General features: G+C 65.6%; 24 protein-coding genes. 13 read left to right on the top strand and 11 right to left on the bottom strand.

The genetic code is table 11. The annotated features are described in order from the left end of the window. Positions 1 to 46 precede the first annotated feature (46 nt). The 4 genes from ACU8YE_RS14405 to ACU8YE_RS14390 are packed head-to-tail and all read left to right on the top strand — an operon-like array spanning position 47 to position 3,907. Positions 47 to 868 (top strand): paraquat-inducible protein A, encoded by an 822-nt coding sequence (locus tag ACU8YE_RS14405; protein WP_394372361.1) that lies wholly within the window; start codon positions 47 to 49, stop codon positions 866 to 868. Next, positions 865 to 1,602 carry a paraquat-inducible protein A gene (locus ACU8YE_RS14400; protein ID WP_322017671.1) on the top strand — a complete coding sequence of 246 codons (738 nt, stop codon included), beginning with the start codon at positions 865 to 867 and terminating at the stop codon, positions 1,600 to 1,602. The genes ACU8YE_RS14405 and ACU8YE_RS14400 overlap by 4 nt, the downstream gene beginning before the upstream one ends. After that, positions 1,599 to 3,242 carry a PqiB family protein gene (locus ACU8YE_RS14395; RefSeq protein ID WP_414560239.1) on the top strand — a complete coding sequence of 548 codons (1,644 nt, stop codon included), beginning with the start codon at positions 1,599 to 1,601 and terminating at the stop codon, positions 3,240 to 3,242. Before ACU8YE_RS14400 ends, ACU8YE_RS14395 begins: the two co-directional genes overlap by 4 nt. Beyond that, positions 3,239 to 3,907, top strand: a complete 669-nt coding sequence (locus ACU8YE_RS14390) for a PqiC family protein (RefSeq protein ID WP_446928988.1) — start codon at positions 3,239 to 3,241, stop codon at positions 3,905 to 3,907. The genes ACU8YE_RS14395 and ACU8YE_RS14390 overlap by 4 nt, the downstream gene beginning before the upstream one ends. Before the next feature lie 9 nt (positions 3,908 to 3,916). Here ACU8YE_RS14390 and ACU8YE_RS14385 read toward each other — a convergent pair whose 3' ends face one another. After that, complete coding sequence (locus ACU8YE_RS14385; RefSeq protein WP_446928998.1) at positions 3,917 to 5,380, bottom strand: aminotransferase-like domain-containing protein; 1,464 nt, start codon at positions 5,378 to 5,380, stop codon at positions 3,917 to 3,919. A gap of 219 nt (positions 5,381 to 5,599) precedes the next feature. Here ACU8YE_RS14385 and ACU8YE_RS14380 point away from each other — a divergent pair, with 219 nt between their 5' ends. Further along, on the top strand, positions 5,600 to 5,941 hold the full coding sequence (locus tag ACU8YE_RS14380) for a hypothetical protein (RefSeq protein ID WP_322017673.1): 342 nt from the start codon (positions 5,600 to 5,602) through the stop codon (positions 5,939 to 5,941). Between the two features lie 17 nt (positions 5,942 to 5,958). On the opposite strand, the gene ACU8YE_RS14375 is transcribed toward ACU8YE_RS14380, so the two are convergent. Together ACU8YE_RS14375 and ACU8YE_RS14370 are read right to left on the bottom strand one after the other, a co-directional pair. Then, a complete protein-coding gene (locus tag ACU8YE_RS14375; protein WP_232042093.1) occupies positions 5,959 to 6,159 on the bottom strand; it encodes a hypothetical protein in 201 nt (66 codons plus the stop codon). Next, complete coding sequence (locus tag ACU8YE_RS14370; protein ID WP_232042092.1) at positions 6,156 to 6,461, bottom strand: hypothetical protein; 306 nt, start codon at positions 6,459 to 6,461, stop codon at positions 6,156 to 6,158. The genes ACU8YE_RS14375 and ACU8YE_RS14370 overlap by 4 nt, the downstream gene beginning before the upstream one ends. A 173-nt stretch (positions 6,462 to 6,634) precedes the next feature. On the opposite strand from ACU8YE_RS14370, the gene ACU8YE_RS14365 reads away from it, so the two are divergent. Together ACU8YE_RS14365 and ACU8YE_RS14360 are read left to right on the top strand one after the other, a co-directional pair. Continuing rightward, entirely contained in the window at positions 6,635 to 7,222 is a 588-nt protein-coding gene (locus tag ACU8YE_RS14365) for a hypothetical protein (RefSeq protein WP_260802982.1), read from the top strand. 134 nt (positions 7,223 to 7,356) lie between these two features. Then, positions 7,357 to 7,989 carry a hypothetical protein gene (locus ACU8YE_RS14360; protein ID WP_260802983.1) on the top strand — a complete coding sequence of 211 codons (633 nt, stop codon included), beginning with the start codon at positions 7,357 to 7,359 and terminating at the stop codon, positions 7,987 to 7,989. A 54-nt stretch (positions 7,990 to 8,043) separates the two neighbouring features. On the opposite strand, the gene ACU8YE_RS14355 is transcribed toward ACU8YE_RS14360, so the two are convergent. From ACU8YE_RS14355 to ACU8YE_RS14345, 3 genes are all read right to left on the bottom strand, one after another. Continuing rightward, on the bottom strand, positions 8,044 to 10,248 hold the full coding sequence (locus ACU8YE_RS14355; protein ID WP_446928987.1) for a TonB-dependent receptor: 2,205 nt from the start codon (positions 10,246 to 10,248) through the stop codon (positions 8,044 to 8,046). A gap of 86 nt (positions 10,249 to 10,334) precedes the next feature. Beyond that, positions 10,335 to 10,751, bottom strand: coding sequence for a hypothetical protein (locus ACU8YE_RS14350; protein ID WP_446928986.1), 417 nt, complete (start codon positions 10,749 to 10,751; stop codon positions 10,335 to 10,337). Between the two features lie 105 nt (positions 10,752 to 10,856). Then, positions 10,857 to 11,843, bottom strand: a complete 987-nt coding sequence (locus tag ACU8YE_RS14345) for a DUF6685 family protein (RefSeq protein WP_232042087.1) — start codon at positions 11,841 to 11,843, stop codon at positions 10,857 to 10,859. A gap of 229 nt (positions 11,844 to 12,072) precedes the next feature. On the opposite strand from ACU8YE_RS14345, the gene ACU8YE_RS14340 reads away from it, so the two are divergent. Then, positions 12,073 to 12,234, top strand: a complete 162-nt coding sequence (locus ACU8YE_RS14340; protein ID WP_260802985.1) for a hypothetical protein — start codon at positions 12,073 to 12,075, stop codon at positions 12,232 to 12,234. Positions 12,235 to 12,251: 17 nt separating this feature from the next. Here the strand turns inward: ACU8YE_RS14340 and ACU8YE_RS14335 are convergent, their stop codons facing one another. Beyond that, a complete protein-coding gene (locus ACU8YE_RS14335; RefSeq protein ID WP_232042085.1) occupies positions 12,252 to 13,466 on the bottom strand; it encodes an HD-GYP domain-containing protein in 1,215 nt (404 codons plus the stop codon). Positions 13,467 to 13,809: 343 nt separating this feature from the next. On the opposite strand from ACU8YE_RS14335, the gene ACU8YE_RS14330 reads away from it, so the two are divergent. Further along, positions 13,810 to 14,151, top strand: coding sequence for a hypothetical protein (locus tag ACU8YE_RS14330; protein ID WP_147216428.1), 342 nt, complete (start codon positions 13,810 to 13,812; stop codon positions 14,149 to 14,151). An 81-nt stretch (positions 14,152 to 14,232) separates the two neighbouring features. Here the strand turns inward: ACU8YE_RS14330 and ACU8YE_RS14325 are convergent, their stop codons facing one another. From ACU8YE_RS14325 to ACU8YE_RS14315, 3 genes are all read right to left on the bottom strand, one after another. Further along, positions 14,233 to 14,748 carry a MarR family winged helix-turn-helix transcriptional regulator gene (locus tag ACU8YE_RS14325; protein WP_260802986.1) on the bottom strand — a complete coding sequence of 172 codons (516 nt, stop codon included), beginning with the start codon at positions 14,746 to 14,748 and terminating at the stop codon, positions 14,233 to 14,235. 73 nt (positions 14,749 to 14,821) lie between these two features. Continuing rightward, positions 14,822 to 15,955, bottom strand: a complete 1,134-nt coding sequence (locus tag ACU8YE_RS14320; protein WP_446928985.1) for an ABC transporter substrate-binding protein — start codon at positions 15,953 to 15,955, stop codon at positions 14,822 to 14,824. 48 nt (positions 15,956 to 16,003) lie between these two features. After that, on the bottom strand, positions 16,004 to 17,269 hold the full coding sequence (locus ACU8YE_RS14315; RefSeq protein WP_440816161.1) for a flavin-dependent oxidoreductase: 1,266 nt from the start codon (positions 17,267 to 17,269) through the stop codon (positions 16,004 to 16,006). A gap of 176 nt (positions 17,270 to 17,445) precedes the next feature. Here ACU8YE_RS14315 and ACU8YE_RS14310 point away from each other — a divergent pair, with 176 nt between their 5' ends. The 4 genes from ACU8YE_RS14310 to ACU8YE_RS14295 all read left to right on the top strand — a co-directional run bounded on the left by ACU8YE_RS14310 (position 17,446) and on the right by ACU8YE_RS14295 (position 21,774). Beyond that, positions 17,446 to 18,168: a GntR family transcriptional regulator gene (locus tag ACU8YE_RS14310; protein WP_147216420.1), complete on the top strand. Its 723-nt coding sequence runs from the start codon at positions 17,446 to 17,448 to the stop codon at positions 18,166 to 18,168. A 50-nt stretch (positions 18,169 to 18,218) separates the two neighbouring features. Next, positions 18,219 to 18,896, top strand: coding sequence for a DUF2848 domain-containing protein (locus ACU8YE_RS14305; RefSeq protein ID WP_343618069.1), 678 nt, complete (start codon positions 18,219 to 18,221; stop codon positions 18,894 to 18,896). Between the two features lie 27 nt (positions 18,897 to 18,923). Further along, positions 18,924 to 20,282, top strand: coding sequence for an amidase (locus tag ACU8YE_RS14300; protein WP_446928984.1), 1,359 nt, complete (start codon positions 18,924 to 18,926; stop codon positions 20,280 to 20,282). 169 nt (positions 20,283 to 20,451) lie between these two features. Next, on the top strand, positions 20,452 to 21,774 hold the full coding sequence (locus tag ACU8YE_RS14295; RefSeq protein ID WP_446928983.1) for an MFS transporter: 1,323 nt from the start codon (positions 20,452 to 20,454) through the stop codon (positions 21,772 to 21,774). A gap of 536 nt (positions 21,775 to 22,310) precedes the next feature. Here the strand turns inward: ACU8YE_RS14295 and ACU8YE_RS14290 are convergent. Continuing rightward, positions 22,311 to 23,723, bottom strand: a complete 1,413-nt coding sequence (locus ACU8YE_RS14290; protein ID WP_414560228.1) for a methyl-accepting chemotaxis protein — start codon at positions 23,721 to 23,723, stop codon at positions 22,311 to 22,313. Positions 23,724 to 23,823: the final 100 nt, after the last annotated feature.

Below are 23,823 nucleotides of genomic sequence, written 5' to 3'. Positions count from 1 at the left end.
ATTCAATCGTGTATGTATAATCGCCTGCCCGGCTGTCCGTGCTCCAGTGCTTGCATCTGCAACGCCGCCACCGCGCCTTCAGCCCGACGATGGAGCTGTTAACGTGAAATTCCCCTTCCCGCTGCCGCAGTCCTGGCGCGCAGCGGGCGACGCCCCCAACGCCAAGGCCGCCCCGGTCGCACAGCCGCTGCCCGGCGATCCCGATGCCTGGATCGCGTGCGAGCACTGCGACACCCTGCATCGCCACGAGGTCATTGCGCTGGATGAAGAGGCACATTGCACACGCTGCGGCGTCAAGCTGTACCGCAACCAGAGCGAGCGGCTCTCGGTACTGCTGCCGCTGGTGTTGACGGGCCTGATCGTCTACATCGTCGCCAACATCTTTCCGATTGCCGAGATGAACGGTGGCGGCAACCGGCACGCCACCACGCTGTGGGGCGCCATCGTGGCGCTGTACGACTACGACATGCTGTTCGCCGCCGTGCTGGTGGCGCTCACCACGGTGTTCTTCCCGCTGATGTACATGTCGGTGCTTGCCCCACTGCTCATTGCACGATGGCGTGGGCGCCAGCATCCGGCCGCAGCGCTGGTGCTGCGCGCGGCAGCGCTGATCCGCCCGTGGGCGATGGTCGAGATATTCATGCTGGGCGTGGTGGTGGCGCTCATCAAAGTCGCGCGCATGGTGTCGCTGGAAGCCGATGCGGGCTTGTGGGCGTTTGCCGCGCTCACCGTGTTCCTGACGGTGGCGTTGTCGATCGACCTGCGACCGTTCTGGCGCGAGATCGGCCTCACGCTGCCGCCGGGCTCACACGTCGACGCGCCCACCGGCGCGGATGCCGCGGCCCGCCCCGGCGAGGACCGCCCATGAGCAGCGCCACGACGTCTGCCTCCGCACAGCCGGCGCAACAAGCCCGCCCGCTGCGCGCCGCCGCACATGGCCTGGCGACATGCGAGCACTGCGGCCTGCTGGCGCGCATGCCCGAATCGGAGGCCGCCACGCAAGCGGTGCTTACCCACGAAGACGCACCTGACGAGACCGCCGCGGCGCCGGTCTGCCCGCGCTGCATGTCGCCCCTGCACGTGCGCAAGCCCGACAGCCTGGCGCGATGCTGGGCGCTGCTGATTGCGGCGGCCGCCATGTACCTGCCCGCCAACCTGCTGCCCGTGATGATTACCGACACCCTGCTCGGCACGCAGCAGGACACCATCATGAGCGGGATCGTCTATCTATGGACGTCGGGTTCGTGGCACCTGGCCATCATCGTGTTCATTGCAAGCTTCCTGGTGCCGCTGGCCAAGCTCGGGATCCTGGCGGTGCTTTGCCTGTCGGTGCAGCAGCGCTGGCGCTGGAACCCGCGACTGCGCACGCGCCTGTATGCGCTGGTCGAGATCATCGGCCGGTGGTCGATGCTCGATGTGTTTGTGGTGACACTGCTGGCGGGACTCGTACATCTGTCGACGCTGGCCATCATCAAGCCCGGCCCTGGTGTCGGCCCGTTTGCCGCCGTGGTGGTGCTGACCATGTTCGCCGCCCGCTGTTTTGATCCCCGCCTGATCTGGGACGTCATCGACGAGCCCGATCCTGAAGAGACCGATGTATGACCGACCCCGTCGATAACGAAAACATCCCCGCGCCGCGCCGCACGAAGCGCAAGCGCTGGCTGCCCTCGCTGATCTGGCTGGTGCCGATCGTGGCGCTGTTGGTGGGCGCCACGCTCATGGCGCGCGTGATCCTGGCGCGCGGCGCGCAGGTGACCGTCACCTTCAGCTCGGCAGAGGGCATCGAAGCCGGCAAGACCCGCGTGAAATACAAAAGCGTCGATATCGGCGTGGTCAAGGCGGTGGGCCTCACGGAGGACCGGTCTGGCGCCGTGGTACTGATCGAACTGACGCATGATGGCAAGGCGTTTGCCGCATCGGACACACGCTTCTGGGTGGTGCGCCCGCGCGTGGCGGCCGGCAGCATTTCCGGCCTCGGCACACTGCTCTCCGGCGCGTACATCGGCGTGGACGGCGGCCGCTCGCAGGAGAAGAAATCCACCTTCAAGGGCCTCGACACGCCGCCGGCCATTTCCGCGGATGCGCCCGGCAAACAGTTCACGCTGCATGCGCCCGACCTGGGCTCGCTCGATATCGGCGCGCCGGTGTATTTCCGCCGCGTGCGCGTGGGCCAGGTCACGGCCTATGACATCGACACCGACGGCAAGGGCGTGACGTTGCACATCTTCGTCAACGCGCCGTTCGACAAGTTTGTGGCACGCGGCACGCGGTTCTGGAACGCCAGCGGCATCGACCTCAAGCTCGACGCCAGCGGCCTGAAGGTCGATACGCAATCGCTGCTGACCGTGGCGCTGGGCGGCATCGCTTTCCAGACGCCTGAAGAAGCCGATCACGCGCCCGCTGCCTCCGACGCCGAGTTCCCGCTCGTGCGCAACGAGACCATGGCACTGAAGGACCCCGAACACCTGTCGCAGACCGTGGTGATGTACTTCCACCGCTCGCTGCGCGGGCTCAACGTGGGTGCGCCGGTGGAATTCAAGGGCATCAACGTGGGCGAGATCAAGTCGATCGGCATCCACTACAGCAAAAAGCGCCACGAGTTCGTGCTGCCCGTGACGGCCACGCTGTATCCCACGCGCTTCGGCATGGACATCCGCGACGACAATCCGCAGCACGCCGCCGAAGACGTCCGCACGCAGTTCGACGTGCTGGTGAAGAACGGCATGCGCGCGCAGTTGAAGAGCGCGAGCCTGCTGACGGGCCAGCAGTTCGTGAACCTCGACTTCATCGACGCGGCCGATCGCGACAAGACCCCGCCGCGTTTCGGCATGCGTGAGCGCGACGGCGCCTATGTGTTCCCGACCGCCGACAACCCGACCGACGACATCGAAGAACAGATTGCCGGCATCGCTAAAAAGCTCAACAAAGTGCCGTTCGAGCAGATCGGGCAGGACGTGCACCGCACGCTGACGACGCTCGACGCCACGCTCAAGCAAACCGAGCAACTGGCCAAGACCGTCAACAGCGATCTCGCCCCGCAGATGAAGGAAACGCTGGCCGAGGCGCGCCGCACGCTCGATTCTGCGCGTCAGGTCTTCTCCGACGATGCCCCGCTGCAACGCAATGCGCGCGACACGCTGGAACAGGTGGCCAAGGCCGCCGCGTCCGTGCGCGTGCTGACCGACTATCTGGACCGCCACCCGGAAGCGCTGATCCGCGGCAAGGCAAAGGACGCGCAATGATGCCGATGCAAACGACGATGCTGTCTTCTTCCCTTCGCCTGGCCAGCGCCGCCGCCGTGGCGTTGCTGGTTGGCGCGTGCGCTTCGCCCGAGCCGACGTTGCATACGCTGTCGGTGCGCCCCGAAGCCTCGGACACCGGCCGTTTCCAGCGCGCCTTCCGCCTCTCGGGCGTGCGAGTGCCCGATCGGCTGGACAAGCCGCAGATCGTGCTGCGTACGTCCGACAGCGAAGTGGTGGCGCTTGAGCAGCAGCGCTGGGCCGCGCCGTTCGGTTCGGAACTGCGCGATGCGCTGTCTGCGGACCTGGCGACAACGCTGTCTGCGGTGGACGTGGGAGGCGCTGCTGCACCGGCGGGCGTGCCCCTCTACCGCATCGGCGCTGAAATGCGCAGCTATGACGCGCGGCCCGGACAAGGCGTGACGGCGCTGGTGACCTGGCGCGTATCACGCGATGCGGCCACCCAAGGCGCGAGCACCGCCGCCCTGACCTGCCAGACGACGCTTGCGCTGCCCGTGAATGGGCAACCTGCAGGTGCGGATGCGAATGCGGGCGTAGACGCGGTGGTGTCATCCACGCAACGGCTCGTGCAGCAGTGGTCGCAACAGATTGCGCAGAGTGTGCAGAGTCTGGAAACACCTTCCGCTGTGCCGGCGTGGTGCCGGTAAGGCGATACGTCAGCGCTCGGCCAGTTCCTGCGTGAGCCGGCCGAGCGTGGCAAGCGCAGCTTCAAGGTTGGCCGAAGGCGCCAGCCCGAAGCAGATGCGGAAAAAATGATCGAAGCGGTTCAGGTTCGAGAACATCGTCCCCGGCGCAATGCGGATTCCCTGTGCCAGCGCCGCATCGAACAGTTCCATCGACGACACGTTCGCGGGCAACTCCACCCACATCGCCAATCCGCCTGACGGGACCGACAACCGCGTGCCGGCGGGAAAGCATCCCGCAATCGACTCGGCCATGCGCTCGCGCTGCTCACGCAACGTCTGGCGCAGCGTGCGCAGGTGACGGTCGTACGCACCCGAGGCGATAAAGCGCCCCGCCAGCACCTGCGACCACGAATCGTTCGGCCGCGACTGCGCAAACTTCAGCATCTGCACGCGCCCCTGCCAGCGGCCGGCCGCCATCCAGCCCAGGCGCAGCCCGGGTGCCAGCACCTTGCTCAACGACGCGCAGTAGATGACGCTGCCCGTGCGGTCCCACGCCTTGAGGGCCTTCAGCGGCGTGGGGCTGTCGCCTAGCGCGCTGTAGGTATCGTCTTCAATGAGCGCGATGCGGTTGGCGTCGCAAAAGGCGGCCATCCGGCGCTTGGCCGCGTCCGGCATGATGCTGCCGAGCGGGTTCTGCAAGTTGGGCACCACCACCACGGCGCGGATGTTGCCGTAGGCCTGCACGGCCATCTCGAGCGCTTCAAGCGACATGCCGGTGCGTGGGCTGGTAGGAATTTCCACCGCGCGCATGCCCAGGCTTTCCAGCACCTGCAGCAGCCCGTAGTAAGTCGGTGATTCCACGGCCACCGTATCGCCCGGCTGGGCCACCGCGCGCAATGCCAGGTTCACCGCCTCGATACAGCCGTGGGTGACGATCACGTCGTCCGGCGCGACCTGCACGCCCATGTCGAGCGCCCGGCGCGCCACGGCGGTCTGTAATTCGGGATGACCGTTCGGGATGACGGCCTGCGTCAGCAGCAACGGATACCGCCGCAGCACCTGGGACGCAATCCGGTTGAGCGCTGCCGCCGGGTACAGCGCAGCCGCTCCACTTGCGCCGGAGAGGTCGACGTGCACAGCAGCCTGCTGCCCGCGCGCCACGATGGCCGACACGCGCGCATGCACACCCACGTAGGCGGCGGGATCCGGCGTCGAAACTTCGGGTTCCTTGACGGGGGCCAGCAAGGCGCGGCGCGGCTGGCGCACGAAGTAGCCGGAGCGCTCGCGCGCTTCCAGCCAGCCTTCCGTCTCCAGATGCCGGCACACCTGCAGCGCGGTCGACAGACTCACCGCGTGCGTGCGCATCAGCATGCGCACCGACGGCATGCGCTCGCCCGGCGCCAACACCCCGCTGCGGATCGCACCAAGGTAATGATCGGCAAGTGTCCGGTACAGCGGCTGCGCGGGCGGGGAAGTCAACTCGGTGACGGACATGGCGGCGAGGGGCGGCGAGCGGACGGCGACAGGCGGCAAGGAGAGGGATCCGACACATCATGCCGGCACGGCCGCCACCGCAACAGATACAGACAACGTCAAACTGTACCGCAACAGATTGTCACAGGGGCACGCCTGTTGCCCCGCACATTGCCGGTTTCTGTGTCTGTTGAGCTTTGGGTCGCGTCCCTACGCTTGAGCCATGTTCAGGAGATCGACATGACTGCAACGGCACCCGCTTCCGAACCCGAATGGCTGGCGCTTTGCCCCGGAGAAGCCGGCCTGCGCTGGCTACCCGCTGGAACCGTGCTTGTGGCATTGGAAGGCTGCTTGCACCTGGAGCCACCATCACGCTCGATTGCAGCAGCGCGGTACACGCTCGGCGCCGGCCACGCGCACGTTGTGGAAACGTCCGGGTGGTGGCACCTGCATGCCGACAGCCGCATCGGCGCGCACGTGCGCATCGTCGCCGCTACCGCCCGCACACAGCGCCCGGCCTGGTCTGCAATGTGGCGTTGGTTGGCTAACGTAGTTCAGCCGCGCAGGACGTCGCGCGGCTGAAATGACGAGGTGAGCTGTTACCGCCGCCCGTCTGGCTTGGCCGGCGAGGCGCCGGGGCGTTTCCCGTCGTCCGAATGGATCGACGCGTTCTCGAAGTCGCCCGGATCTTCTTCGCCTACGCCGCTTTCACTTGGGATGGCCGGCACGACGGGCCTGGCGGCGTCACCCGAAGGCGCCTTGGCTTTGTCATCGCCATGAGGCTTCTTGGTGGCGCTCATGGCTGCTTCCGACTGTTCTGGTGCTGCCCCAGACGTTGCTGATTCTGCGGCAATTGCCCTTCTTGCGCGGCGGCACGGCCATCCTCGGCGGGCGCCTGCATCGGACGTTTTGCCGATGGGTCTGTGCCGTGCTGCATAGAAGTGCGCTCGGCGCGGTCGGAATCAGCGCGGTCCTTGGCGGCACCCCGTCCTTGCTGTGCCTGATCGCCGCGCTCGCCCTTCTTGCTCTCGCTCTTGCGTTCCCCCGCATTTTCCGCCGCGTGGGCAGCGGGTTTGTGCGGTTGCTGTGCGTGTTGCTTCATCGTCAGCCTCCTGGTTCGGTTCACGGACGGCTCGCCCGTACCCAACCGCGTCGCAACCCGCGTGCCGCCGTAACAGTGCGAGATGTACGCGTGCAGCGCCCCTGCCCCAGGTATCCACCTTGCTGCGCTCACTGTGTCGCGCATTGGCGCACAAGCACGCATGGAGAAACCACATGGCAACCAGCAACCTGTATCGCACCGGCGAAGCACCTGCACAGACCGGCAAAGGTCACGGAACCGACGCACTCGGCCCCTCCGACAGTTCGGACTCGGGCAGCGACGTGGTAGGCGGCCCGGGCCTGGGCAGCGACGTTGAAGATCGCTTTGACGAGGATCCCGCCGTGCACCCGCACGGCAATGCAGCCAACCGCACGGCCGGCGCGGACCTGGGGGACGTCAACCTCGACAGCGACACAGACTCCACCGGCACCGGCGAGCGCCGCGCCGCCGGGCATGAGCCCGTCATACGCGAAGGCGGCGACCTGATGCCCGACGCCATACACGACATCCATCACCCCGACGTCGACACACCGATCGACGACGAGAACTTCGAGCACGCCACTGGCTTGGCCGGTGAAAACGACGATGCCGATGCACCGGACGCCGTCGACCTGGACGAAGCGCCGATCGACCCGCAGCCGGGCAGCCGGGATGTGCCGGTGCACTCGCCCACCGAGGGCGGAACAGATTGGTCCGACAACATGCGCCGAAGCCGCCCGACGTACAAAGGCAAGCGCGTGCCTGGCCAGCATCGTGGCTGAGCCGTATCGGACGGAACGGGGACCGTGCCTGCACGTGGGCGCGGTCCGGTCTAGACTGGCGGGCCGCCCCGCAGCACATGCGAGTTGCGCTGGCCCACCCCGCTCCCCTTGAGCCAACTTCACGCCACTGCCAAATGAACCGACTACGTCTCTCAGCCCGTACCGCTGCAGTTGTCACCGTCGTGACAGCACTCTTCCCGTGGGCCGCCTCCGCGCAAAGTACCGCTGCGCCCACCCGAGTACGCGCCACCATCAACGCCGTGCACAGCACCGCTGTCGATGTGACCGACGCCTCCGGCAACAAGGCCACCGTGACACTGCCGGTGGACATCAACGTCACGCAGGTTGCGCCGATCGAGCCGTCGGCCATTCGCGCCGGCAGCTATATCGGTACGGCGGCGGTCAAAGAGCCCGACGGCACGTTGCGTGCGCTTGAAGTCCACGTGTTTCCGGAAGCCATGCGTGGCACCGGGGACGGCCATCGCCCCTACGACATGGGCCCGAACAGCAGCATGACCAACGGCACGGTCGAACAGGCGGGCGCCGTTACCGGGGCCCAAGGCCGCACGCTGTCGGTCAAATACAAGGATGGGGAGCAGCGCATCGTGGTGCCGCCGCAAGTGCCGATCGTCACCTTCGAGCCGGGTCGGCGCGATGACCTGAAAGCCGGCGCGCACGTTGTCATGTTCGTGCGCGCCGATGCGCAAGGCACGCTGGTCGCGCAGCGCGTACTGGTCGGCAAGGACGGGATGATCCCGCCGATGTGATGACGAAGTAATCGATACAGCATCGGGCCAGCCACATGTGCTGGCCCGATTTGCTTAGAACGGCTTGCTGACCGACAGCAGGAACGTACGGCGCGGCGCAAACTGCGGCGCACCCACGCCGATGCCCGTGCCGTCGCGCAGTTGATAGCTGCGGTCGAAGATGTTCAGCACGGTCAGGCGCGTCTTGAACTTGCCCAGCGTCGGTAGGTTGAAATCGCGGGCAGCGCCCAGGTTCATCTGCCAGTAGGCCGGCAGGTGCTCGGTATTGGCAAAGCCATTGCGCAAACCCGTACCGAACAGCACGTCGCTCGTATACGTCGTGCCGGAATACCGATACGACACGCCTGCCGACGCGGTCAGGCGCTGGTCGTGATCGAGGTTGACCCAATGGCTGTTGATATAGGCCAGCTCGTCGGCACCGAAGTTGAACTGGCCGGTCTCGATGCCCTTGCCCTGCGCGCGCGACACGGCCAGATTCAGATACGCCCCGAAGTTGCCGTTGCGATAGTTCGCGCTGCCTTCCAGCCCGTAGATCCGGCCGCGCTCGTAGTTGAATGCCGAGTACAGCAGCGCGTTGCCGAACTGACCTTCATCCTGCAGATGGCGCACGTCGCGGTAATACGCATCCAGACCCAGCGTCAGATGCGGCGTGAGCTGGTGCGAAACTCCCAGATCAAAGTAGTTCGAACGCTCCGACTTGACGGCCGTGTTGGCGTCCGATGGCAACGCGTTGGTCGTGCCGGCAAAGGCCTGCACCGACGTGGTATCGAACTTCTCCGTGGGCGGCGGCGTGAAGTAGCGCGCGTAACCGGCATGCACGCGGGTGCGCGGCGTCAGGTCATACGTCAGGCCCAGGCGCGGGCTCAGTTGCTGCTCGCTGACGATGGTGTTGACGCGGTCGTAGCGTGCGCCGTAGTTGACGGTGAGCTTGTCGGTGGGCTTCCACTCGTCTTGCAGGTAGACGCCCATGGTGGTGCCGCTGCCGCTGTGGTTGTCGACGATGGTGAATGGCGTGGTGCTGGTCTGCGCACCGGTGCTGTCGGCGGCAAACACGCTGGCGGTGTTGTCGGCCACGTAGCGCTCGCGCTGCACGAATACGCCGGCACGCAGCGTGTGCTTGTCGGTGAGCTTGTAGCTCGCGTCACCCTGCACGCCGTAGGCCTCGTTGCGGCGCGTGATGTCGGCGGCCACGCCGTTGTAGACGAGATCACCGATCGGATCGGGCATGTAATCGATGCGGCTTGCACGGCGGAACACCGACACCTGGTAGTCCAGCTTGGGCGACACTTTCTGCTGATACGTCAGGATCTGGAAGTCGGTCTTCTCACGCTGATTGGCGTTGAGCGCTTCCGACGCCGGCGGCACCGCGCCATCGAGCGTGAATTGCGGCGTCAGGCCCGGGCGCGTCGGAATCTGGAAACGGCCGTTCGACGTGCCGAACATGAAGCTCACGCGGCTGTCGTTATCAAGCAGATACGACAGCATGCCGAACGACTTGTTTTGCGTGGTGTGATCGTGCGTGGCGTTGCGGTTGCCCGTGGGGTTTTCAATGCCGAGGTTGTTCTCGGCAAACACGCCTGAGAGGTAGTAGCTGAAGCGGTCTTTGGTGCCCTGGATCTGCGCATTGACCTCGTGCGTGGCATTGCTGCCCAGCACCGTGCCGATCTCGCCGCCAAATGCCTTCGGCTCTCCATCCTCGTCGGTGGACGCACCTTTGGTGGTGATGTCGACAATGCCGGCAGTGCGGTAGCCGTACTGTGCAGGCAGCGCGCCGGTCAGCACATTGATCTGGTTGGCGAAGCGCGTGTCGAGCATCTGCCCGAAACCACTGATCGGCTCGGGGACGATCACGCCATTGATGCGGTACTGCAGATTGGAGTGGTCTCCGCGCACGTGCAGTTGCCCGTAGGAATCCTGCACCACGCCCGGCGCCTGCAGCAGCACCTGGTTGAGCGGCGTGGCATCGCCCAGCGGCAGGCGGGCAATGTCATCGGTGTCGAACTTGTAGACGGAGCTGCCGGTATCCGGCGACAGCGCATTGCGTGCGGCGTCCAGGCGCTTGGCGGTGACGCGGGTTTCGCTGAGGTCGCGCACATTGGTGGCGGCCGGTTTCGGCTGTGCAGCAGGTGCCGTCGTGGCGGGCGTAGCGGACGTGGACGCCGGCGGCGTCGCTTGCTGAGCCAGTGCGGAAACCGAGGCGACGGACGGCAGGACGGCGGCAAGCGCCATCACCAGCTTGCGGGGCTGGAACGGAATCATGAAAGACCTTTGAATCGAGCGGATGCGTTAAGCAGCGGCCGGCGCATGCGTCAACACAACGCGCGGGCCGAGGGGCAAGGCAGGAATCAAAGGCGGAATGGAGGATCCCGCGAGCAGACGGCCACCGGAAAGACCGGCGCGCCCGCATGAAAGCCGATGCGCGGAAAGTGCCAGCGCCGCGTATGCGCCAGGCGCAGCGCCACCAGCATCGGCAAGGCAGCCGCCAGCGCAGCATAGGCTGCGCACTGCAAGCACGCGGCGTGCTCCTGCGCGGGCTGGTTGCGCTCGGCGCCGGCCGGCTTGGCCGTGGCGGCAGCGTTGAACTGGAGAGCAGTCCCTTCGCTCAGTTCACTCCAATGCGAGAGCGCATGCCGCAGCGCGCCCTGCTGACCAAACAGCAGGAACACCGCCAGCAGGCAAGCCAGCCAACGCAGGTGGAGGAAGGAGGAGCGGAAGGAACGCAAGGTTGGGCGCAGATGCAGGCGCACGATGTCACTCGACATCGCGCGCCTCAATGCAACTAAGTTGCGAATTCTGACACCAGCCGCCTGATTCAGCAATCCGTCAGGTGGAGGGGCAGAACAGTCCGCGAGCGTAGCGCCCCAGTATTACAAACGCGTGTGCGCGAAGCCCGGCATGAGACCCGTCGGCACGCCCAGGCTCGGCACCTGCACGCGCTTCCAGTTCGGGCGCGTCTTGCGAGCGGCCTCGGCACGCTGCGCCGGGGCGCCTACCTCGGTGGCATCGTGCAGGCTGGCCAGCCAGGCGCCGTAGTCGAACCAGCCGTCGCGCACGAGCTGTTCGCCCACGCAATTGGCAAAGCGATCCGACTTGGGCAGGAAGCACAGCTCAAAGCCTTCGGCCTCGCGGCGGCCATGCATCCAGCGATGCGGCACCTGGTGGCTGGCCAGCGCTTCCGACAAACGCGTGCCGTAGCGCTGCTGCCCTTGCCGCCGCGCGCCGATCACGTAGAAGCCGTCAAGCAGCCGACGCAACCCCAGCGCAGAACGCGCGTGGCGCACCTCGGCATCGACCAGCAGCTCACGGTTCTGCGTGCGAGCCTGCAGTGCCAGCGCAGCGAAATGGTGCGCGCCCCACTCATTCATGTAGAACAGCTCGCCGCCGGCAAAGTCGTAGGCGCGAAACACGTTGGCCTGATCTGCGTAGCGGAATACGTGGCGCCGGTTGGCGGCAAAGTCGGCATCGGTGCTGTGCGGAATGCGGCGGCAATGCTGATGCGCAAACACCAGCATGCTCGGAAACGAATGCACCGAGCACGGCGACTGCGCAAGCCCCGTCACCGCCCGAATGTCGATCTTGCAATGCTCCCGGCGCACGCCCACGAGCTGGCTCAGATGGTGGTGCAGCTCGTCCACCCATTCGGCATGCGCCAGATGCTTGGGAAACAGTTGGTGCGCGGGCTCGGCAAGGCCGCCCTCGAACAGGAACGGCACGCTCTTGTGCCAGATATCGAGTTTCCAGTGCGCCAACGCATCGCTGGGCGTGCGGTGGTGCGCCACCGATTGCGTGACATTGAAAGCGCGCGACTGGACGACCCAGTTCGACGCCGCATGCAGCAGATTGGAAACGTTCATGTCACCCCCCGGAAGACTGAATCGTTTGTTTGCGGATTGCCGACGTCGCTCTAAATGTGTGGCGATTGTTCAGCAATGTAAAAACCAACGACTCAAACGTACCCCACTTTAGAGGGGTGTGCCATGAAGTTTGTTGAAGTCCGTGTTAAGAAAAATACACATGAAACGTGGGGACTTGCCAGGCGCGCGACATGCTGGAAGAGAGGCATCCGCAAATCAGGAGACCGCGATGCCCACCCAGCCAGATCGTTCAGAAACCGATTCGACGCAGCCCGCCAATCCGAAAGCCCAGCCCGAGCCCGCCAAGCGCAAGCCTGGCGACCCGCTGGTGCCACGCGATACCCGCCCGAATCCTGCCGAGCAGAATGAGCCACCCGTGGAGAACGTCTGACCCTGGCCGCCCGCGGCTCAGACCAGGCACATGTCGGAGACTTCCTCGTCCGACAAACCCCACGTGGTGGCATCTTCCACGGTGACGATGGAGTCGTCGGACTTGCCCAGGCTGATGCGCTCGGGGCGCACGCGCGTCTTGGTGTTACCCGAATAGAACACCACCACATCCGGCTTGAGCGCAGACGCCTCGTTCTGGTGGACCACCACGCCCAACCGGTTGGTGCGCAGCTTCACCAGCGTGCCCACCGGGTAGATGCCTACGCTGCGCGTGAAGGCCTGGAACACGGTGCGATCGAACTGCGTATCGGTGCGCGCCATCATGTATTTCAATGCCTGCGCCGGCGACCATGCATGGTGGTACGGGCTGCTTGACGTAAGCGTGTCGTACACATCGCAGATGGCGCCCATCTTGGCCCACAGGCTGATGCCCTCGGCCTTCTGGGCGTCAGGATAGCCGCTGCCGTCGATGCGCTCGTGATGGTGCAGGCAGATCTCGCGCGCAATCTCGCTGAACTGGCCGGTGCCCTGCAGCAGGTGATGGCCGCCCACGGCGTGGGTCTGCAGCAGCGCCAGTTCGTCCTTGGTCAGCGCCGTGCTCTTGTCGAGCAGCGTGCGCGGCATGGCCGATTTGCCGATGTCGTGCACCAGCCCGCCCAGTCCGCATTCACGGATCTCGTCTTCAGGCAAGCCCAGCGTCTTGGCCAGCGCCACCATCAGTGCGCAAACGGCAAACGAATGCAGGTAGGTGTAGTCGTCCTTGTTCTTCAGGCGCGCGAGGGCAATCAGCGCGTAGGAATTGCGTGCCAGGGAGTTCGACACGTCGTCCACCAGCAGCAGCGCCTTTTCGGTTTCCAGTGCGCGCCCCATCCGGGCTTCGGAAAACATGTGCCCCAGCGTCGCCTTGCCGTTTTGCATCAGCTGCTGGGCGTGCTTCCACTCTTCCTTGAGCGACGTTGGCGTGATCGGTGGCCGCGCGGCCAGGGTCTCTCGCGTGAGCGGCTCGGGCGCGGGCGCCGGCGCCGGCACGGGCATCAGCGTCTCTACCATGACGTCTTCGCCGCGCTCGGGGTCGATCCAGATCTCGGTGATACCCGCGCGGCGGATGTCGTCAATCTGGCCCTGGTGCGACAACTGGAATTGCGCACGCCAGAACGGATGCTTGAGCCAGGACCCACCCAGCTTCATTACAAACATGCCGACCCGCAATTGGCTCGCATCGATTCGCTTCATACCCTGCCTACCTCGGCTCGAAGTCCGGTTTTTTGATTGAATTAGGGGAGCGGCGTGCCAGCCGACACTGGCTCGTGTTTCGCAGTCTAGGCGCTTTACGCTGGTGGATGCTCTGGTCCATCAGCGCGCCAAACCGCGCTTGGCTTATCGGCAAGCCTGAGCAAAACTTGAGGCAAATGTGGATTCGGCGGCGCGCGGCATACCGCAGCCTTGGCAAGCAAACGGCGGGACACTGGCTGTGGCGGCGGTCGAATCAAACAGGTGATGCGTCAAGACCCTCGCCTGTCGGGCTGGCAGCCCGGCGCGGGAGGGGTACACTAGACTTCAAGGATGCGCATCCGACATGACTCAAGATCCCACCTCCCAACGCAAGCAGCAGAACGCCGATGACTTCGCGCTCAACCGCGACGCCATCCGGTGGCTCGCGTCCCTGCCCGACGAGGTGCGGCCGATCGAACTCGGCCGAAAGTTTCCGCGCATCATCAACACAATCGCCGCCAAGTGGGCCGATTTCATCGGCTGCCGGCGCTACCTGAACAGCCTGCAGATTGACGATCGAGGCGGCCGCCAGGGATTTCCGTTCGAAATCGTCCAGGAAATCTGCGCGCTGCGCGAGTATTTCGACTCGCTGTATCCGCCGGACAAAGACCTCTGGCAGAAGGCCATCGACGCCAACAAGCGCTGAAGCGCTCGCACCTCGCACCTCGCACCAAAGCAAAGCGGCCCACTTTCGGGCCGCTTGTCATTTGCACGCACCGGCTGCAGATCAGGAAGCGGAATCCGGCCCCGAGGCCAGCTTGTTGAGGAGCGCCAGCAGCGTGTGCCGTTCATCCTTGGAAAGATGCGCCGTTACGCGGGCGTCGTGTGCGGTGACGGCCCGGGTGATGTCGTCGAGGGTGGTCGCGCCCTTGGCGGTCAGCACGAGCCGGAAGGCGCGCTTGTCCTTGGGCGCGGGCTGGCGCTCGACCATGCCCATGTCTTCCAGCGTATCGACCAGCAGCACCGCCCCGGAGCGCGCCACGCCCAGGATATTGGCCAGTTCGGTCAGCTTGAGGTTCGGGTTATGCGCGATCACCGTCATCGCCGAAAAGCGCGGCGGCGTGATGTTCCACGCGTGCAGCGAGCGCACGAAATCTTCGTAGATGTGTAGCTGCGCCCGCCGCACGGCATAGCCGACCAACCCATCGAGCGCGCCATACTCCACGTCCGCCAGATGCGGATTGAAGTGCCCCGAAGGGGCCACGGCGGGATACAGGTCGTCTGCTTTGGGCGTGCGCGGCATGGCGGTGTCGATGGTGAAAGACCCCTCGATTATCGTCGGCGATGCGCCCGCCGGCCATGCACGCGTGTGCGTTTCAGTTCAACAACTTCCACTTGCCGTGGTCGATGGTCAGCAGCACGCGGCCGCGTGCGTCAAAGCCGAAGTGATCCGTGGCCGTGTAGTTGAGCACGCCGTGCGAAACGATGATGTCATGCTCCGATTCCAGCGCGTTCTTCAGCGCCTGGCGGAATTCGGGCGTGCCCGGCTTGGCCTTCTTGAGCGCCACCGGCACGATGCGCTGGAGCACCTGCAGTGCATCCCACGTATGGGCACCGAACTGCGTGCGCGTGTCGGGGCCGTTGGCCTTCTCATAGCGCGTCACATATTCGAGCGCGGTCTTCTTGCTGGGGTGGCTGTCGGGCAACTGCTCAGCCACGATCACTGGGCCCGCCGGCAGGATGGCCCCATCAACCGCCTTGCCGCCGATGCGGATCAAGTCTTTCGTGGCCGCGCCGTGCGTCTGGTAGATCGGGCCTGCATAGCCGCGCTCGCGCAACGCGGTGTGCGGCAACGCGGCGCCCGTGCCCGCACCGGCCACGAGGATCCCGTCGGGCTTGATGCTGACCAGCTTGGCGACCTGCCCCGTCACGCTGGTATCTGCGCGGGCATAGCGCTCCACGTCGACGATCTTGATGCCGCGCGGCGTGGCAGCGGCGGTGAAGTCCTTGAGCCAGCTCTCGCCGTACGCATCGGCAAAGCCGATGAAGCCGACGTTCTTGATACCAGACGCCGCCATGCGCGCGGCAATCGCCTCGGCCATCAGCGAGATCGGCTGCGCAAGACGATAGGTCCAGTCGCCCTTGCCCGGTTTCAGCTCGACCGGCGCCAACGCCAGTTGCGGCGTGTGCGATTCAGTGGCGACTTCGGCAATCGCAATCGACGGTGCCACCGCCGACGAGCCAACGATGATGTCGACATGGTCTTCCGTCACCAGCTTGCGCGCCAGGCGCGTGCCGGTGCTCGGGTCGGAAGCGTCATCCACCACCACGAGGCGCAGCTTTTCCCCGGCGATGGTGTCCGGATAGAACGCCAGCGAATTCTTCTGCGTGATGCCGAGCGACGCCGACGGACCTGTCGTCGACAGGCTCACACCAACGACGATGTCGGCATGGGCAGCGGTGGCGAGCAACAGCGCAGCAGCGGCGCAGATGGTGCGGCGGATGGTCATGGGGCCCCTCTCCTCTTTTGGTTTTTGGCGTGTGAACGTACGGCTGTTTCAGGCGCGGCCGGGCATGGGGGGTTGATCGCGCAGCGATTGCGGATCGAATCCGGCCAGCTTTTTGTAGCGCATCGCAATCCCTTCCAGTTCCGGGCGCGGGATCACGTCATCGATGCGCGCAAAGCCTCGGGGCGCGCGTTCATGTGCGAGCTGCATGACCTGCTCCGGCCCGTTGAGGCGATTGCGCAGCACGATGCCAGCCGTGCGCGGCAGGCGATCTGCCTCGTACTCGCGCAGGGCAACGCCGGTGTCGCGCGAGGCGAGCAGGCAATCGACCAGCGCGCGCGCATCCAGAATCGCCTGCGCGCTGCCGTTCGAGCCGATCGGATACATCGGGTGTGCCGCATCGCCCAGCAGCGTGACGCGGCCGAAGGTCCAGCGCGGCAGCGGGTCTTTGTCGACGAGCGGGAATTCGTACACAGCCTGTGCGCCGTCGATCAAAGCCGGAATGTCGATCCAGCTCCATTTCCAATCGGCGAAGGCGCTGCGGAAGATCGCGCGGTCGACCTCGCGGTTCCAGTCGCTGCGCGGCGGCGCCTCGTCGGGCACGCGCAGCTCGGCAATCCAGTTGATGCGCGAGCGACCCTGCTGGCGTAGCGGTTCTGAAATCGGATAGGCGACGAACTTCTGGTCCTGGTGGCCCGCCATGAACATGGTCCGGCCATCGAGATACGGCTCGGCCTCGGTGACGGCGCGCCACAGCATGCGGCCCGCAAAGCGCGGCGCATCGCCCGTCGGGTAGAAGTGCCGGCGCACAGCCGAGTGGATGCCATCGGCGCCGACCAGCACGTCGGCCGAGGATTCGACAACGGTGTCGTTGGTGCGATCACGCAGCGTAAATCGCACGGGGCCGCCCTTCTCGCCCGTCGATTGGACTGCCTCGAAGCTGTGACCCAGGCGGATGCAATCCGCACCGAGCCGCTCAACCACAGCGTCGGCCAGGGCCATCTGGAATTCGCCACGGTGAATGGAGAACTGCGGCCAGTCGTACCCGGCGGCCAGCCCGCGCGGCTCGTGCCAGATCGGCTGGCCGAACCGGTTGTAATAGGCCAGCGCGGAGGTACGAATCGCCAGCGCGCTCAGCGTGTCTTCCAGCCCCAGTTCGCACAACTGGCGCGCGGCGTGCGGCAGCAGGTTGATGCCCACACCCAGCGGCCGCAGCGTCTGCACGGCCTCCCACACTTCGACTTCGAAACCTTGGCGCTCGGCCATCAACGCGAGCGTCAGGCCGCCGATGCCCGCCCCGATGATGGCGATCTTCATGGCTGTCTCCCTGAAATTTGTTGCAGTCTATAACGAATCGCAACGGCATCCTGCGGGCGACATATCAGGGCAAATACCTAGACGAAGGCGGCTGAATGCGGCGCGTTGACCGCTTGACGCTCTGTGAGATATCACAATACCATCACTCGACTTTTACGAGATTCGAGGCCGCCCCAATGTCGCGTCCCATCAAGCTGGTTTCGGGTGCTTCCACACCCTCGCCCGCGTCTGCACCGTTTGCCGTTGAACCTGCCGCGCACGCGCCCAAGGGCGCCGCCATGCGTGAACTCGCCTACAACGAGATCAAGCGCCGCATCATGGCGTGCGAATTCCGCCCCGGCGAGCCACTCAACGAAGCGCAGCTCGGCACGATTCTGGGACTGGGCCGCACGCCCATCCACCAGGCGCTGCATCGGCTGGAGGTGGAGGGGCTGGTGCAGATCCTGCCGCGCAAGGGCGTGCTGGTGACGCCGCTGTCGCTCAACGACGTACTCGACATGATCGAGGTGCGCGCCACCAACGAGATCCTGTGCGTGACGCTGGCCGCCGAGCGCGCCCATCCGGCCGATTTCGAAGCCATGCGCGCCATCGTCGATGCATCGCCCGCGCTGATCGAGCACCGCGACATTGCCGCGCTGGCCGCGCTGGACCTCAAGTTCCACCTCGCCATTTCCGCTGCCTCGCGCAACCGCGTTCTGGCCGAACTGCTGCGTGGCCTGCACGAGAAGCAGGCGCGCTTCTGGTTCCTCTCGCTGTCAGAGCCGCAACACCTGCAGAACGTCTACGACGAGCACCTCGCCGTGCTCGACGCGCTGGAGCGCCGCGACGTGCCCGCGGCGCGCGAAGCCATTCGCGAGCACATCGACGAGTTCCGCCGCACGATCATCCGCACGCTCTGATCCGATTCCGATTTCCCCCGTTCGCTTTTCCCGCTTCTTCCGGATTCCGCATGACCATGCTGCACCTGAACCTGATCGGCCACGGCCCCATCGACGTGACCGTGGACCACCTTGTCATTGCCGGCTGGACAGGCCGCGATGCGCAGGCCGTTGAACACCACATCGCCGAGCTTGAAGCGATCGGCGTGGCGCGTCCGGCGCGCGTGCCGTGCTTCTACCGCGTGTCGGCCTCGCTGCTGACCACCGACGCCGCCGTGGAGATTCCCGGCGCCGATTCGTCCGGCGAAGCCGAGTTCGTGCTGTATTCCACGCCGATGGGCCTGCTGGTCGGCATTGGCTCGGACCACACCGACCGCAAGGTCGAAGCCTATGGTGTGACGGTCTCCAAGCAGATGTGCGCCAAGCCCGTGAGCCGCGACGTGTGGCGCTTCGAAGCGCTGGCCGACCATTGGGACAGCCTGCAGATGAAGACCTGGCGCACCCGCGACGGCCAGACCGCGCTGTACCAGGAAGGCGGCGTCACGCGCATGCTCGACCCGCGCGACCTTATCCGCCGCTACACCGGCAACGACACGCTGCCGGTGGGCACCGCCATGTTCTGCGGCACGCAACCCATCATCGGCGAACTCGGTTTTGGCGAGGCCTTCGACATGGCCCTGATCGACCCCGTGTCGGGCACCGAGCTGCGCCATCGCTATGCTGTCGACACGCTGCCTGTTGAAGGCTGACGCGCCCCACCCAACGGAGACCACTGCATGATGACGCCCCGTCCGAAGATGATCCGCTCGCTGGCCGCTGACCTGGCCGCCGGCCGCACCACCAGCGTCGCGCTGACCGAAGCCGCGCTGCAGCGCGCCGAATCGCATCGCGCCGCCGGCGGTGCCGCCTACGTGAGCATCGACGTGCAAGCCGCGCTGGCCATGGCGCGCGCCGCCGATGCCGCGCGTGCAGCGGGCAACGTGCCTTCGCTGCTGGCGGGGTTGCCGGTGTCGATCAAGGATCTGTTTGACGTGGCCGGCCAGGTGACTGCAGCCGGCTCGCGCGCCCTGGCCGACCAGCCGCGCGCCACTGCCGATGCGGCTGCCGTGGCACGCCTGCGTTCAGCCGGAGCCGTGCTGCTCGGCCGCACCAACATGAGCGAATTTGCGTTCTCGGGTCTGGGCTTGAATCCGCACTACGGCACGCCGCGCACACCGGCAGACGGCGCGCGCGCGGCGGGCGGTTCCACCTCGGGCGGTGCCGTCACCGTTGCGGGCGGCATGGCCGTGGCGGCACTGGGCACCGACACCGGCGGCTCGATCCGCATTCCGTCTGCGTTCTGCAATCTGACGGGCTTCAAGCCCACCGCGCGCCGTGTGCCGATGACGGGCGCGGTGCCACTGTCCACGTCGCTCGATTCCGGCGGCCCGCTCGCCAACTCGGTCGATTGCTGTGCCATTGTCGATGCCGTGTTGAGCGGCGAGTCCGGCAACGACGCATGCGATACCACCGCAGTGCCGCTGGCCGGATTGCGTTTTGGCATCACGCAGGACTTTGTAGGCGCAGACCTCGACAACACGGTCGCCGTCGCATTCAACCGCGCCGTTGAACGGCTCGAACGTGCCGGTGCACACATCGTGCGTTTCGAGTTTCCCGAGCTGCTGCAACTGCCGGAAATCAACAGCGGCGGCGGCTTCTCGGCGGCGGAGTCCTGGGCATGGCATCGCTCGCTGCTCGCGCGTGCCGAAGCGCAGTACGACCCGCGCGTCGCCACGCGCATCCGCCGTGGCGAACAGATGAGCGCAGCCGCCTATATCGACGTGATCAACGCACGCGTGCGCATGATTGCCGCCGCACGCAAGCGCCTGGGCAACTTCGATGCATGGCTGATGCCGACGGTGGCCATCGTGCCGCCCGAGGTCGCACCGCTTGAGGCTGACGACGCAGCGTTCTTCCGCGTCAACGCCCTCGCGCTGCGCAATCCGAGCGTGATCAATTTCCTGGACGGCTGCGCGCTGACGCTGCCGGTACACGCTGCCGGTGAACTGCCGGTCGGCTTGTCGCTCTGCGGTCTCGCCAACGACGACGCGCGCATCCTGCGCGTCGGCCGGGCGGTGGAGGCTGCCCTGCGTTGATCGACTAGCCAGAACATTCGCCGCCTGCGTCCGGGCCACGCGGGCGGTTCCCCAAGCCAAGCCAAAAAAAGGCGCGCAGCAGACGCGCCGGGCCCAACTCATGCCTGCGTTTCGTAAAGCACAGCAGCACACGGGACGCCGGCGCCCTCACACGCTATTGGAGGAAACCATGTCGCAAACCCAAGCCATACCGGCCACCCCGACGGACCCGGCCAGCCGCCCACTCCCCAGCACCGAGCTGGATGTGACTTACCGCCGCATTGCGTACCGGCTGGTGCCGTTCCTGGTGGTGCTGTTCATCCTCGCCTGGATCGACCGCGTCAATGTCGGCTTCGCCAAGCTGTCGATGCTGCAGGATCTGCAGTTCAGCGAAGCGGTATACGGCCTGGGCGCCGGCATCTTCTTCATCGGCTACTTCCTGTTTGAAGTGCCGAGCAACCTGCTGCTCGAAAAGATCGGCGCACGCAAGACGCTCGCGCGCATCACCATCCTGTGGGGCCTGGCCTCGATGGCGATGATCTACGTGAAGACGCCGACCTCGTTCTACGTGATGCGCTTTCTGCTGGGCATCTTTGAAGCGGGCTTCTTCCCGGGCGTGGTGCTGTACCTGACGTACTGGTTTCCCTCCGCACACCGTGCGCGCATCAACGGCCTGTTCATGACGTCGTTTGCGATTGCCGGGGTGGTCGGCGGCCCGGTCGCCGGCTTCATCATGAGCCGCATGGAAGGCGTCGGCCACCTCGCCAACTGGCAATGGCTGTTCCTGCTGGAGGGCATTCCGTCCGTGCTGGCCGGCTTTGCCGTGCTGGCGTGGCTGCCCGAAACGCCGCGTCAGGCCAAGTGGCTCTCTGCCGCCGAGCAAGACGCCGTCGTGCGCGCCGTTGAAGTGGAGAACCGCGACCCCGCCAAGCACGCCTCGTTTGGCGCCGCACTGGCCAACGCCCGCGTGTGGATCTGCGCTGCCATCTATTTCTGCGTGGTCAGCGGCAACGCCACCATCGCCTTCTGGACGCCGTCGATCATCAAAGAGCTGGGCGTGCAGGGCAATTTCCACATCGGGTTGATCTCGGCCATTCCGTTCATCGCCGGCACGATTGCGATGGTCTGGAACGGCGCGCATTCCGACCGCACCGGCGAGCGCCGCATGCACTGCGCCATTGCAGCCGTCATCGCAGCCGCCGGCCTGGTCGCAACAGGCGCACTGCTCGGCTCGCCGGCGCTTGCGCTGATCTCGCTCACCGTCGCCGCCATCGGCATCCTCGCCGCGTTCCCGGTGTTCTGGTCCATCCCGGCCGTGTTCCTGGCAGGCACCGCAGCCGCAGGCGGCATCGCCCTCATCAACTCCATCGGCAACCTTGCAGGCTTCGTCGCGCCGTACATGATCGGCTGGCTGAAGACCAGCACAGGCCACCTCTCCGCCGGCCTCTACTTCGTAGCCGCGCTGGAGCTGGGCGCCGCCGTCCTGGTCATTCTAGGCACCCGCAAACACTAAGCACGTAGACGAACCATCGTGGCGCCCACCCCCGCGCCGCGACGGTTTGGCCGTACCCTGCCCTAGATGGCGCCTTGAATTTTCGTAAGCGGGCGGAAACAAGACGGGGAACTGTCTGAGCGCAGCGAGTTTGCCTCCTTCCCCTCCCTGCGACATAAATTCAAGGGGAAGTCGCCATCTCGGGCGCGCCTTTCTTTGCTTACCTTTCTTTGGCAAGACAAAGAAAGTAAGTCGGCCCCGGCAGGGGACGAAACAAGGGATGCACCATCAACACCAAAAACCCCGCCAGCAAGGTTCCAAACCCCACCAGCGAGGTCCCAAACCCCACCCCTCGACGTTCCGAACCCCATCAACGCAGTCCCGAACCTCACCGATGAGGTTCCGAACTCGCCCAAAGCGGTCCCCAACCCCATTCATGGCGTTCCAAACGCCAAGGCCCCAAGATCCGAACCCAACACATGCAGTTCTGAACCTCACGAATGCGGTTCCGAACCCCATCAGAGAAGTTCGGAACCCCACCGACGGCGTTACGGACCTTAACCGGCCACCTTGTAACCCATCCGCACGCCACCCCAGTGCCGGCCCTTGACGTAAATCGGCGCCGACACATCCTTCATCATCGCAAACGTCCCGTTCCCCATATCGCGACGATACGTCTGCAACAAGAATGCCTCGGTATTGCGCGCCGCCCCCAGCCCCGTGCGATCGGTAAACAGCCGGCGGTTACGGCTGTTGGCAGCGTTCCAGGCCGGGTCGCTGCCCTGCGGCTGCGAGAACTTCAGGTTGTGCGTCGGCAGATAGCCATTGGTATCGACCGCCGCACAAAACACCACGCGCGGATCCAACTGGAGCAAAGGCTCCTGCACCGCCGGCAGCACACGATCGGTGAACGCCGTAAACCGCGTCATGTGCTGCGGCGGGTCGGTATTCGGGACCGGCGCATAGGTGCGGTCGAACAGATCGCCCTCGGTGATATCACCCCGCGCAAGCGCCGATTCAAACAGCGCGCTGATCTTGCCGGCCGCCGCTTGCACCGCTTCGATGAACGGCGTATCGGCACTCTGCACACCGGTTGAAGCCGTCAACCGGATCAACGTTTCCGACGCGCCCAGCAAACCCGAGAGCTGCTGCTGCGCGTTGTCGATGTTGTGGCTCGATTGCTTCACGCCCTCGGCCATCGCATCCACCTCACGCGCGAGCGACGCGCATTCGCCTTCAATGGCGGCGGTGGATTCGGCAATGCTCGTCGCCTCGACGTCGAAGCGCGCGATGGCTTCGCCCGCCACGCCGATCACCGCGCCAATCGCCTGCGTGCCGGCATCCACGCGCTGGGCGCGCGCCACGTTGGCACTGCTGTCGCCGATCAGCTTGTCGGTCTGGCCGGACAAATCCGCCAAGGTGGTTTCGATACGCTGCGTCGCTTCGGCGGTCTGCCCTGCGAGCTGCTTCACCGCGCCCGCCACCACGGCAAAGCTGCGGCCCGATTCGCCGGCGCGTGCAGCTTCAATGGCCGCGTTGATCGCCAGCAGATTGGTCTGCTTGGCAATCTGCGAAATCTGCTCGGCCGCCTGCGCCACCTGGACCAGCGCTTCACGCAGTGCCGCAATCTGCTGCTCCATGCTCGCCACGCCAACGGCCAGCTCGCGAATGTCGCGCAGCGATGCATCGACCGTTGCGCGTGAGCCGCTGACCTCCTCGCTGGCATGCGATGCGACTTCGCGCGCATGCCGCGCGGCCACGGCGATGTCGTGGTTGCCGCGCATGGTGACATCGGCTGCGTTGCGCAACTGGTCGAACACGTCGGCCTGCCGGCGCAGCCGCACGGCCACGTCTTCCACGTTGCCGGAGACCTCGCAGATGCCCATGCCGACGCGGCCGGCCTCTTCGGCAATGCGGGCTACAAGGTCGGGAGAGGCTTTCGGGCCGCGGCCCCAGACGAATGGCTTCACGTGCGGTTGTCTCCAGATGTCGTTGTTGTTTGTGCGCTCGCGCTGATGGCGAAGCAAACCCTCTACGGGGAGTATCGGCGCGAGCGGTGCGCGCTTGAGC

The organism is Ralstonia sp. VS2407, assembly GCF_052950655.1.
Note: the sequence above shows the minus strand (reverse complement) of the source record. Positions and strands in the feature narration are given on the sequence as shown.